The organism is Niveispirillum sp. (assembly GCF_017996735.1).
GTDB lineage: Bacteria > Pseudomonadota > Alphaproteobacteria > Azospirillales > Azospirillaceae > Niveispirillum.
In genome coordinates this window covers 1-11,649 of sequence record NZ_JAGOGJ010000171.1, presented here as the reverse complement: position 1 = coordinate 11,649, position 11,649 = coordinate 1, and the positions used below count along the sequence as shown (strand labels likewise).

The following is an 11,649-nucleotide window of genomic DNA, read 5'->3' as shown; positions in this document are numbered from 1 at the left end:
TCCTGGCATTTAGCTGTTCCCTCAGGCGCCGGGCGCTGCCTCCGGCAGCTTGGCTCACGCAGGCCTGTGCCTGCGGGCCAGCGGTCGCTGGCCTTTGAGGGTCATTTCCATGACCCTCGGTATTTAGCTGTTCCCTCAGGCGCCGGGCGCTGCCTCCGGCAGCTTGGCTCACGCAGGCATGTGCCTGCGGGCCAGCGGTCGCTGGCCTTCGAGGGTCATTATCCATGACCCTCGGTAGAAGACGCCCGCCCCCCTTCGTCGCCCATGTGCTGGAGTTGATGGAACCGCTGGGGCCGGTGGCGGCGCGGTCCATGTTTGGGGGCTGGGGCCTGTCGCTGGACGGGCTGACCTTCGCCATCATCGCGGGCGAGGAACTGTACCTGAAAACCGATGCGCAGAACCGCCCGGCCTATGAAGACCTGGGCCTGCCGGCCTTCGCGCCCTATCCGGAGCAGCCGGAACGGCGCATGAATTACCATATGCCCCCGGCCGAGGCGCTGGAGGATGCCGACAGCCTGCTGCCCTGGGTGCGCGCCGCGTTCGAGGTGGCGTTGCGGGCGCCGCGCCCCGCCAGAAAGAAGAAGTAGCCGCCCGCTTTCCGCACGGTCGTGCGCTTTTTCGTCTTGACGGCGGCGGCGGCTTCGGGCGTGCTGTCCGCCAACCATAATCCAGGCGAAGGGAGAGCCCCCGAGATGACCGATCATGTGCTGGTGAGTGATACCGATGGCGTGCGCACGATCACCCTGAACCGTGCGGACAAGCGCAATGCCCTGACGGCGGACATGTATGCGGCCATGGCCGCGGCGCTGACCAGTGCGCCGGACGCCGGCATCCGTGCCATCCTGTTCACGGGTGCGGGCGGCTTCTTCACCGGCGGCAATGATATCGGTGATTTCCTGGCCAACCCGCCTTCAAGCGAGGATGCGCCGGTGTTCCGGTTCCTGGCGGCCATCGCGACCACGCCGCTGCCCGTCGTCGCGGCGGTGGAGGGCATGGCCGTGGGCGTGGGCACCACCATGCTGCTGCATTGCGATCTGGTCTATGCGGCCCCGGACGCGCGCCTGCATGTGCCCTTCGTCGATCTGGGCCTGGTACCCGAGGCGGCCAGTTCCATCCTGATGCCGCGCACCATGGGCCATGCCCAGGCCGCCCGCATGCTGATGCTGGGCGAGCCGCTGGGGGCCGAGGAGGCGCTGGCCACGGGCATCCTGTCGGGCATCGTCCCGGCCGCCGATCTGGCGGCCACCGCGCTGGCCAAGGCCCGGGCCCTGGCCGCCAAGCCCGTGGGCGCCATGCGCCAGACCAAGGCCCTGATGCGCCCCGGTCAGGCCGAGGTGCTGGCCACCATGAAGAAGGAAGCCGCGATCTTCGGCGCCTGCCTGCGGTCGCCGGAGGCCATGGCCGCCTTCCAGGCCTTCATGACGAAGGGGAAGAAGTAAGGGTTCCTTGTTCCCTCAGGTGCCGGGCGCCCTCATCCGTGGGCTTGACTCACGCTGCACGCGCGGCACGGCGGCGGTCGCTGCCGTCGCGTTTCCGGACAAACCGGAAACGCGGTAGCCCCTTGGTGGATGTGGCGGCGGGGGCGGCGATGCGTTATACGCGTGCCAGTAAATCCTGACGTGTCAGGATTTACTGGCTTCGGCGGCATGGGCCGCCGCCGCGCCCGTCGGCGCGGATACGAAGATCAATAAATATTGACCTTCGTATGAGAGCTATGCCGCCCTGCAACATGATCGGTGCCGTCCCCCTATGATCCGCCGCCTTGCCGCCCTTGCCGCCGCGCTGTTCACCCTGTCCGGCCCTGCCGCCGCACAGTCGGCCCTGTTCGGGACGGAGACGACGGACGAAACCGCCCCCCTGTGGGAAGCCAGCATCCTGGCCGCCGGCGGTTACGTGGCCCATTACCCGGCCGCATCGGAGGGACAGTTCAAGGCGCTGCCCGTGCCCTTCCTGATCTATCGCGGCGATAATCTGCGTATTGGCGACAATGGCTTCATCCGCGCGCGCCAGGAAATGGCCGGCGGCCGGTTCGAGCTGGATATCGGCCTGGACGGGTCGTTCGACGTGGACAGCAAGGACAACAAGGCCCGCCAGGGCATGCCCGACCTGGACCTGCTGATCGAAGCCGGCCCGAAGGCCACCTGGCATTTCATGCCCAAGCACGATGATGTGCAGATCGACCTGGGCGTGGAGGTGCGGGCCGTGATCGCCACCCGCTTTGTCGGGTTCGATTATGAAGGCATCAGCGTCAATCCGGAACTGAGCTGGTTCGACCGCTCGCTTGGCGGGACGAAGCTGCGCGGCTATGCCGCCATCGGGCCGGTCTTCGGCTTTGACGGGGTGAATGATTATTTCTATGGCGTGGAGGCCGCCTATGCCACGGCCAGCCGCCCCGCCTATAAGGCCGATAACGGCTATATCGGCACCAAATCCACCCTGGGCCTGGCCTATCCGGTCAATGACCGGCTGCTGGTCTTCGGCGCGGCGCAGGTCGGCTATTACGGCGGATCGGCGAACGAGGACAGTCCCCTGTTCCGCGACAAGACCAATTACAGCGTCGGCATGGGCGTGCGCTGGTCCTTCTGGCAGTCGGACGCCCGCGTGCCGGTGGTCCGCTGAGGCGAAACATACCAATCTTCCTTGATCGTGACCGGTCCAGGAAGATTGCGTGTTCCTCAGACGCCGGGCGCCGCCATCCGGCGGCTTGGCTTTCGGCACCACGCGGTGCCGGGCCGGCCGTCGCCGGCCTGCAATCCACAGAAGGTCACTTCGGTGGATTGGTATTACCGCCCCTCGTCCAGCCAGGCCGCCAGCCAGACCAGCGGTGCGTTCCAGTTGATGGTGACCTCGTTCACCGTGAACAGGTCGATATCATCCTTCCAGCAGGTCTGGGGCGCGCAGGGACCGATACGTTTGCGCCCCTCTTCCCCCAGGCTGGTCAGGTTGGGCCCGCCCGACACCACGCCCGGCGGCGGGGGCGGCAGGGCGGGGTCCAGGCTGTTGGCCCAGAACCGGTGATGGGGGTTCTTCATGGCCCGCGCCCCGTATCCGCTGACATAGGATATGTCCAGCGGGTTGCGGCCCAGCAGATAGTCGGCCACGTCGGCCACACCGTCGCGATACCGCGCCTCTCCCGTCAGGTCATGGGCATAGGCCAGGATGATCGCCCGGTTCATCAGCCCGGAATTGGACCCCCAGCCATAGGCCTTGGGCGGCTGGGGCTGGGCATAGCCGCTGTCGCCCGCCTCCTTCACATAGGCGGCGGCGGTTTTCAGGATGGCGGCCCGCACGCGGCCGCTGTCCGCCTCGTCCAGCAGGCCGGGATGCAGCGCCAGCGACAGGGCACCCAGGGGGGCCGTCTGTGCCCAGGAGGGTTCGGCGATGCTGTCACGCCCGAACAGGGATGAGCCCGTCACCGCCGCCTTGAACACGGCATTGCGCGTGGTGATCAGCAGTTCGGCATTGGCCCAGAAGAACTCATCCGTCACATCCTTGTCGCCATAGCCGCCGCTGCCGTTGAAATTGGCGATGGCCAGGGCGTCGGGCACACGCACCGCCGCCTTCCAGGCCCGCACCGCCGCCACCAGACAGCGTTCGGCAAAGGCCGGGTCGATATCCTTCCAGATGCGGGCCGCCTGTGCCGCCGTGGCGGCCAGGTTCAGGGTGGCGGCCGTGCTGGGCGGATAAAGGAAGCGGCGTTCCTTGTCCAGGTGCGGGGGCAGCGGCAGGCCGGTCCAGCGTTCATCCGCCACCTTGTGGTGCGCCATGCCCGACACATCGATATCGGGCGTGAAGTTCAGCCGGCGGGACCCGTCCTGCGGCCCCAGCGGCAGCGGCATGCGCGCCCCGTCCGGCACCTGCATGGACAGCATGAATTCCATCTGCCAGCGCGCCTCGTCCAGCAGGTCGTTCACGCCGTTGCCCGCCTCCGGAATGGTGGCCGATCCGTCGGGAAAGGCGGGCGCCCTGCCCTTCACCGCCTGGCGTTCGTAAAGGTTCAGCAGCGTCCAGAGCGAGATGCCGCCATTGACGACATATTTGCCGTGGTCGCCGGCATCGTACCAGCCGCCGGTGACATCCAGGCTGTGGCCGCAGGCGACCCAGTCATTGCCGCCTTCATCCTTGCCGCCGTAACAGGGCGCCACCTCCGTCGCGTGGCCCGCCGGCCGCGCCCAGGTGGCGCCCACGAACCGCGCCTCGATCGGGATGCCGGCCCGGTTATGGTAGAAATAGGCCAGCGCATCGCGCTTCAGCGCCTTGTAAGGGCCGGCGCCGATGGCGAAGGGCCGGCTGATCGCATCGCCCACCGCCAGGGTGAACCCCTGGCCCGTGGCCGTCACGGCGGAAAAATCGATGCGGTGCAGATGCTGGCCCGATGAGGCGTCGTTGCCCGTCACGATGGTCTGCCCGCTGGTCACCACCTGCCCGCCCGCATTGCGCAGGGTCCAGGCCAGGGGGCTGGTCGCGGCATCGGGCAGCATCGCCAGCTTGGGCGCATCGGCCAGCAGGCCGGACTGGTTCAGGCGGATCGGATTGGGCGCCGCCTCCTGCCCGCCGGCCGGGGTGGCGGTCGCGAGCAGGCCGGCAAGGATCAACACAAGACGCATGGGGCGGGTCCGGACACTGGAAAGGTCCGGATACATATATCATATTATATTACTGATAACAGCGAATCCCGCCCGCTGAAGCTATCCTGCCACCGTCACCCACACCCGTCCATCGGCCACCCGCACCGGGTACAGGGTCAACGGGCGATACCCCGCCCCGCCCAGGCAGCGGCCGCCATCACTCAGGTCGAAACGCGCGCCATGCAGGGGACAGGACAGGATGCCGTTGCGCAACCGCCCGTCCTCCAGCGTGCTGGCAGCATGCGTACACATGTTCCGCACGGCGCGTATATCGGCCCCGCTGCGACAGAGCAGGATATCCTCTCCGCCGGCCTCGACCCGCAGCTTGGCGCCGTCACCCAGGTCGGCAAGGGCGCAGACATCATGTTCCATGGATGGTGTCTCCGGGATGGGGGGATTTGGCCGTTACCCTGTGGTTTCTTCGACTCTGTCGTGCCCTCACTTGTTTACCCTTGCTCCCTCACCCTCCCAAGCCTTGGCAGGCTTGGGCCCCTCCCTCTCCCGCCCAGGCGGGCGAGGGGCAGAACTTGGCGCACCGCCCTTTTTCCGCCCCTCGCCCACGAGAGTGGGAGAGGGAGGGGCCCGTTGGCGTCAGCCAATGGGAGGGTGAGGGAGTGGCCGCGAGGTGAGGGAGCAACGGTGATCGGGTGAGAGCGCAACAACAAGCGGCGCTCAGGACCGGCGCTGGTCGAACCGGCGGCCCACCATGGCGGATGCGATATTGATCTTCTGGATATCGACGGCGCCGCCGGCGATGCCCCAGCCCCAACTGTCGCGCAGGCGGCGTTCCATGCCATATTCGTGGGAATAGCCATAGCCGCCCATCAACTGCACCGCCGCCCCCGTCACCTCACGGCTTATTTCGTTGGCGAAACATTTCGCGACGGAGCTTTCCAGCAGCGACGGCATTCCGTCCTGGGCATTGCTGGCCGCGCGGTGGATCAGCAGGCGGGCGGCCTCCACCTTCATCTTCATTTCGGCCAGCTTGATCTGCACGGCCTGGAATTCCACGATGGCGCGGCCGAACTGCTTGCGTTCCTGCACATAGTCGGTGACCTCTTCCAGCGCGCCCGACGCCTGGGCCAGCGACATGGTGGCGTTGCCGCAGCGTTCCAGATCGAACGCTTCCATCATCTTTTTGAAGCCGCCGGCACCGACGATCACATTCTCGCGCGGGATTTCGACATCGTCGAAATAGATGTCGGAACTGGGGATGCCGCGAAAGCCCATCAACTGTTCATTGGCGCCGAAAGTCAGGCCCTTCATGCCCTTTTCGACAAACACCGCGCCGATGCCCTTGGCGCCCGCCTCTTCCGACATGCGGACATAGACGACATAGCCGTCGGCATGGCCGCCGCCCGAACACCAGCGCTTGGTGCCGTTCAGATACAGTTTACCGTCGCGTTCGGTGACCTTGCTGGTCAGGTCGGTCAGGGCCGATCCGGCCTCCGGCTCCGACATGGCGATGGCCACGATCATGTCACCGCGACAGACGGCGGGCACGACCCGGTCACGCAGTTCCGGGGTGCCGAAATGTTCGATGGCGCGGACGGGGCCGACGCAGCTTTCAAACACAGGGAAGGCGACAGCGGAAGAGATCTTGGCCAGTTCCTCCAGCACGATCAGGGCCTCCAGATTGCCCAGCCCCATGCCGCCATACCCGGTGGGTATATTTATACCCAGAAACCCCAGTTCCGCATATTTACGCACCCAATCCTTGGGGCAGGCCTGCCCCGTCTGGTCCAGATGTTTGGCCAGCGGGCGCAGCTGTTCCTGCGCAAAGCGGCGCGCGGCCTGCTGCAGCTCCCGCTGCTCCTCGGTCAGTCGGAAATCCATGGACCTCTGTCCTCCCCATCCATGCCGTGGCGGCTTGTTCTTATGATCGAAAAGCGTCGGCGTGCTGAATTTGCAGGGCCTGCCGCGCCTGTTGCGCGCTGGCCTCTTCCCATATCTATACGCAGAGACAGTTTTTTGTATACAGAAAAACGCCGATGCTGATATAAAGCCGGCAGAGCATGAAAATCAGCACAGGCGCAGGCTTGCGCGTTCCCCCGTTCCGTCGGACCATGGGAACAGAGGCGACAAGGCCCGCGATGATAGGGAGGAAAAACCAAATGGATCTGGGTCTGAAGGGCAAGAAGGCCGTTGTCACGGGTGCGACCAAGGGAATCGGGCGCAAGATCGTGGAGGCGCTGGCCGACGAGGGCGTGGATATCGCCATCTGTTCACGCACGGCCGAGGAGGTGGAGGAGACGCTGGCCGTCCTTCGCGCCAAGGGCGTCAATGCGGTTGGCGAGGCCGTGAATGTCCGCGATGGCGAGGCTTACAAGGCCTGGATCGCCAAGGCTGCCGAGCAGTTGGGCGGGATCGACATTCTGGTGCCCAACGTGTCCGGCGGGGCCGGCATGGACAGTGAAAAGAACTGGCAGCGCAATTTTGAGGTGGATGTGATGGGGTCGGTGCGCGCGGTGGAAACCGCCGTGCCCTTCCTGAAAAAATCCGGTGAGGGGTCGGTGGTCTTCATCGTCTCCACCAACGCCATCGAAACATTCGCGGCGCCCATGGCGTATAATGCGCTGAAGGCCAGCCTGATCACCTATTCCAAGCAGTTGGGCCAGTTCCATGGCAAGCGGCGCATCCGCTTCAACGCCCTGTCGCCGGGCCCGATCTTTGTGGAGGGCGGCGCCTGGGACATGATCAAGACCTCGCAGCCCGATTTCTACAACGCCACCATCGCCGCCCACCCGTTCGGCCGCATGGGCACGGCCGAGGAAGTGGCCAAGGCCGTTGCCTTCCTGGCCAGCCCCGCGGCAAGCTGGATCAACGGCACCCACCTGATCGTCGATGGTGGATATACAAAGGGCGTCCATTTCTGATCCAAGGGTGCGCGTCATGCCGATCAAACGGGTCAAGCCGGGTGATTTCACCCGCACCCCCATCGAAAAGGCCCCGGACCCGCAACTGGGTCACGCCATCATTGCCAAGGAGCGCTACACCAGCCCCGATTTCATGAAACTGGAATGGGAGCGGATGTGGAAACGAAGCTGGCTGATGGGCTGCCGGGAGGATGACATCCCGGAGCCGGGCGATTACGTCTGTACGGAAATCGGGCGGGAGGCGATCCTGATCGTCCGCCAGGCCGATATGTCGATCCGCGCCTTCTATAATGTCTGTCAGCATCGCGGCAACCGGCTGGTGCCGCCCGGCATCGGCAAGCTGAAGACCTTCAAATGCGCCTACCATCATTGGGAATATGGCTTGGATGGTGACTTTGTCCGCATCCCGGACAAGGAGACCTTCCCCCAGGGCACGCCGTGCCAGGGATTGCCGGAGGTGCCGTGCGACACCTGGGGCAGCTTTGTCTGGTATAATCTGAACAAGCAGGCAGAGCCGTTAGCTGAGTTCCTGGGCGTGATCCCGGAGCATCTGGACCCGTATCATTTCGACCGGATGGCCATGACGCGGGACTGGACCATTGAATGGGACTGCAACTGGAAAGCGTCCGTTGATGCGTTCAACGAGAGCTACCATGTGCAGGGCATCCATCCGCAGTTGCTCTATTACCTGGACGATCTGGATATTCAGATCGACTGTTACGACCGGCACAGCCGCTATCTGGTGCCATTCGCCACCACCAGCCCGCGCGTGAAGGAAACGTCCGACATCCCGCCGCTGATCCGACTGATCATGAAGCAGGCGGGCATGGACCCGGCCGATTTTGACGGCAAGACACGCGAAGTGCGGCTGGCGGTGCAGAAATGGAAGCGGGAGAATGGGGCATCACAAGGGTTTGATTATTCGGACCTGAATGACGACCAGTTGACCGACGATTACCATTACCTGATCTTCCCCAACATCACGCTGAACGTGCATGCCGATGACCTGATGCTGTTCCGGCAGCGGCCGCACCCGACCGACCCCAACAAGATGTATTACGACCTGCAGAATTTCCGCCTGCTGAAGCAGGGGGAGGAAAAGCCGGAACGGCCCGAACATCGCTTCTACCGCCATGGGGAAAAGTCGCTGGGCCAGGTGCTGGACCAGGATGCCTATAACCTGCCCGGCGTGCAGTTGGGCATGCAGTCGGAAGGCTTCCCCGGCCTGTGGCTGGGCGACCAGGAACTGCGCATCCGGCACTTTCACAAGGTCATTGATGATTATGTGTATGGGGGGGAGGAGACGTAACCCTTTCCCGTCCTTGCTACCGTCATCCCCGCGCAAGCGGGGACCCAGCGTTGAGGCGCGGTCAGCGCCGATATGAGTCATGTCGCGGCTATCGCCGCTCTCGCTGGGTCCCCGCTTTCGCGGGGATGACGGTGGGGGGGCAGAGGCGACATTCATATTGAATACCCATCAAGGAACCAACCCATGCAGCTCAACCGTGACGCCCTGCTTCAGGCCTATCGGCGCATGCGCACCATCCGCGAGTTCGAGGAGCGGCTTCATATCGAGAACCGCACCGGGGAGATCGCGGGCTTTACGCACCTGTATGCCGGTCAGGAGGCCGTGGCGGTGGGGGTGTGCGAGCATCTGACGGACAAGGACTGGATCGCGTCCACCCATCGCGGCCATGGCCATTGCATCGCCAAGGGGTGCGATGTCGGCGGCATGATGAAGGAGATTTATGGACGCGCCGACGGCCTGTGCAAGGGCAAGGGCGGGTCCATGCATATTGCCGATCTGGACAAGGGCATGCTGGGCGCCAACGCCATTGTCGGCGGCGGCCCGCCCATCGCCGTGGGCGCCGCCATCGCTGCCAAGCTGGCCGGTGAGGGCCATGTCGCCGTCAGCTTCACGGGCGATGGCGGGTCCAACCAGGGCACGGTGCTGGAGGCGCTGAACATGGCCGCCGTCCTGAAGGTGCCGAAGATTTTTGTGTTCGAGAATAATGGCTATTCCGAACATACCGGGGCGTCCTATGCGTTGGCCGGGCAGGATCTGGGCCGGCGGGTGGAAGGGTTCGGCATCCCCGTGTTCCGCGCCGACGGGTTCGATTTCTTCTCCGTCTATGAGGCGATGCGCCAGGCGCTGGAAGTGTCGCGCACGGGCGGCGGGCCGGCCTGTGTCTATGCCACCTGCACCCGCTATTTCGGGCATTTCGAGGGCGACCCCCAGAATTACCGCGCCAAGGGCGAGGTGGAGAAGTTCCGCGACGAGAGCGATTGCCTGAAAGGCTTCCGCGCGCGGGTGACCGAGGCTGGCCTGATCGATGCGGCCACGCTGGACGCCATCGATGCGGAGGTCCTGGCCGAGATCGATACCGCCACCAATGACGCGAAGTCAGCCGCCCCGCCGGTGCCGGCGGATGTGCTGACCGACGTTTATATCAGCTATTGAGCGGGAGAGGTTCGATGCCCGTCATCACCCTGCGCGAGGCCCTGAACGAGGCCCTGCATCTTGAAATGGCCCGCGACCCCCGCGTCATCGTGCTGGGCGAGGATGTGTCCGGCGGGGCCGGCGGCACGTCCGGTCAGCGCGACGCGGCCGGCGGTATTTTCGGCGTGACCAAGGGCCTGATCCATAAGTTTGGCGATGGCCGCGTCATCGACACGCCCATTTCCGAAAGCTGCATCATCGGCGCCGCCAATGGCGCGGCGCTCGCCGGCCTGCGGCCTGTGGCGGAACTGATGTTCGCCGATTTTGTCGGCGTGGCCATGGACCAGATTTTCAATCAGGCCGCCAAGTTCCGCTACATGTTCGGCGGCAAGGCGCGCACGCCGCTGGTCATCCGCATGTCGTTCGGGGCCGGCATGAACTGCGCCGCCCAGCATTCGCAGACCATCTATCCCTTCATGACGGCGGTGCCGGGGTTGAAGGTGGTGGTGCCGTCCAATCCCTATGATGCCAAGGGCCTGCTGCTGACCGCCATCCGTGATGATGATCCGGTGGTGTTTTTCGAGCATAAGGCGCTGTACAGCCGCAAGGGCGAGGTGCCCGACGGCGATTACATGATCCCGTTTGGGGAGGCGGCCCTGGTGCGCGAGGGCGAGCATGCCACCATCGTGGCGCTGGGCCGCATGGTGCCGTTTGCGGAAAAGGCGCTGGAAAAGCTGAATGCCGAGGGCATCACCTGCGACCTGATCGACCCGCGTACGACCAGCCCGCTGGACGAGGAAACGATCCTGGAAAGCGTGTCGAACACCGGCCGGCTGGTGGTGGTGGATGAAAGCCCGCCGCGCTGCTCCGTCGCGTCCGACATTGCCGCCATCGTGGCGCAGAAGGGGTTCCGCGACCTGAAAGCGCCCATCGAGATCGTCACCGCCCCCCACACGCCCGTGCCGTTCGCCCGCGAACTGGAACGCGCCTATGTCCCCGGCCCCGCCCAGATCGAGGCCGCCGTGCGCAAGGTGCTGAAAGATGGCTGAAATCCACCCGATCACCCTGCCCAAATGGGGCATCGAAATGTCGGAAGGCACCGTCTCCGCCTGGCATCTGGCCGTGGGTGCCAGTGCCGAGAAGGGCGCGGAGCTGGTCGATATCGAAACGGAAAAGATCGTCAACACCCTGGACCTGGAGGTCGGTGGCACGCTGCGCCGGCAATTGGCGCAGCCCGGCGATGTGCTGCCCGTGGGCGCGCTGATCGCCGTGCTGGCCGATGCGTCGGTGCCGGAAAGTGCGATCGACGCGTTCGTGGCCGGGTACAAACCCATTGATGTCTCGTTCGAGCCGAAGGAGGAAGGGGCCGCCCTGCCTCCCGCCGCCAGCCCGGCCGAGGAAAAGGCGCCCCCACCGGCCGCCCCTGCCCCCGCGCCCGCCGCTCTCGCGGCGGAACCGGCGCGGGCCGAAATTGTGACCGCCCCGGCGATCGACCCCGCCATCCTGGCCACCCGCAACGAGGCGGCGCATGCCAGCCCGCTGGCGCGGCGGCTGGCCAACAAGCTGGGCATTGATCTGTCCACCCTGACCGGGACGGGCCAGAAGGGCCGGATCAGTCAGGAGGATGTGGAGAAGGCGGCCGCATCACGCGGCACCGTCGCCACGGCCCCCGTGGCAGAGCCGGCGCCGGAACCCACCCCGGAAC

At 65.3% G+C, this 11,649-nt stretch carries 11 protein-coding genes; 8 read left to right on the top strand and 3 right to left on the bottom strand.

From position 1 onward, the window contains the following. Positions 1 to 224: 224 nt before the first annotated feature. The 3 genes from KBA48_RS29715 (at position 225) to KBA48_RS29705 (ending at position 2,619) form a co-directional block, all read left to right on the top strand. Positions 225 to 587, top strand: coding sequence for a TfoX/Sxy family protein (locus tag KBA48_RS29715; RefSeq protein ID WP_292912309.1), 363 nt, complete (start codon positions 225 to 227; stop codon positions 585 to 587). Between the two features lie 105 nt (positions 588 to 692). After that, positions 693 to 1,439 (top strand): enoyl-CoA hydratase-related protein, encoded by a 747-nt coding sequence (locus tag KBA48_RS29710; protein WP_292912308.1) that lies wholly within the window; start codon positions 693 to 695, stop codon positions 1,437 to 1,439. A gap of 310 nt (positions 1,440 to 1,749) precedes the next feature. Beyond that, complete coding sequence (locus KBA48_RS29705; protein ID WP_292912307.1) at positions 1,750 to 2,619, top strand: MipA/OmpV family protein; 870 nt, start codon at positions 1,750 to 1,752, stop codon at positions 2,617 to 2,619. Positions 2,620 to 2,783: 164 nt separating this feature from the next. On the opposite strand, the gene KBA48_RS29700 is transcribed toward KBA48_RS29705, so the two are convergent. From KBA48_RS29700 to KBA48_RS29690, 3 genes are all read right to left on the bottom strand, one after another. Beyond that, positions 2,784 to 4,607 (bottom strand): glycoside hydrolase family 9 protein, encoded by a 1,824-nt coding sequence (locus KBA48_RS29700; RefSeq protein WP_292912306.1) that lies wholly within the window; start codon positions 4,605 to 4,607, stop codon positions 2,784 to 2,786. Positions 4,608 to 4,688: 81 nt separating this feature from the next. After that, positions 4,689 to 5,000: a Rieske 2Fe-2S domain-containing protein gene (locus KBA48_RS29695; protein WP_292912305.1), complete on the bottom strand. Its 312-nt coding sequence runs from the start codon at positions 4,998 to 5,000 to the stop codon at positions 4,689 to 4,691. Between the two features lie 300 nt (positions 5,001 to 5,300). Further along, positions 5,301 to 6,464 carry an acyl-CoA dehydrogenase family protein gene (locus KBA48_RS29690; protein WP_292912304.1) on the bottom strand — a complete coding sequence of 388 codons (1,164 nt, stop codon included), beginning with the start codon at positions 6,462 to 6,464 and terminating at the stop codon, positions 5,301 to 5,303. A gap of 278 nt (positions 6,465 to 6,742) precedes the next feature. Between KBA48_RS29690 and KBA48_RS29685 the strand changes: the two genes are divergently transcribed. From KBA48_RS29685 to KBA48_RS29665, 5 genes are all read left to right on the top strand, one after another. Beyond that, positions 6,743 to 7,504 carry an SDR family oxidoreductase gene (locus KBA48_RS29685; RefSeq protein WP_292912303.1) on the top strand — a complete coding sequence of 254 codons (762 nt, stop codon included), beginning with the start codon at positions 6,743 to 6,745 and terminating at the stop codon, positions 7,502 to 7,504. A gap of 16 nt (positions 7,505 to 7,520) precedes the next feature. After that, positions 7,521 to 8,813: an aromatic ring-hydroxylating dioxygenase subunit alpha gene (locus KBA48_RS29680; RefSeq protein ID WP_292912302.1), complete on the top strand. Its 1,293-nt coding sequence runs from the start codon at positions 7,521 to 7,523 to the stop codon at positions 8,811 to 8,813. 183 nt (positions 8,814 to 8,996) lie between these two features. Then, the gene (locus tag KBA48_RS29675) at positions 8,997 to 9,965 is read left to right on the top strand and encodes a thiamine pyrophosphate-dependent dehydrogenase E1 component subunit alpha (RefSeq protein ID WP_292912301.1); all 969 of its coding nucleotides are present in this window, start codon (positions 8,997 to 8,999) and stop codon (positions 9,963 to 9,965) included. Between the two features lie 14 nt (positions 9,966 to 9,979). Then, positions 9,980 to 10,993 (top strand): alpha-ketoacid dehydrogenase subunit beta, encoded by a 1,014-nt coding sequence (locus KBA48_RS29670; RefSeq protein WP_292912300.1) that lies wholly within the window; start codon positions 9,980 to 9,982, stop codon positions 10,991 to 10,993. After that, on the top strand, positions 10,986 to 11,649 hold a 664-nt coding region (locus tag KBA48_RS29665), incomplete at its 3' end, for an E3 binding domain-containing protein (RefSeq protein WP_292912299.1). The genes KBA48_RS29670 and KBA48_RS29665, both read left to right, overlap by 8 nt.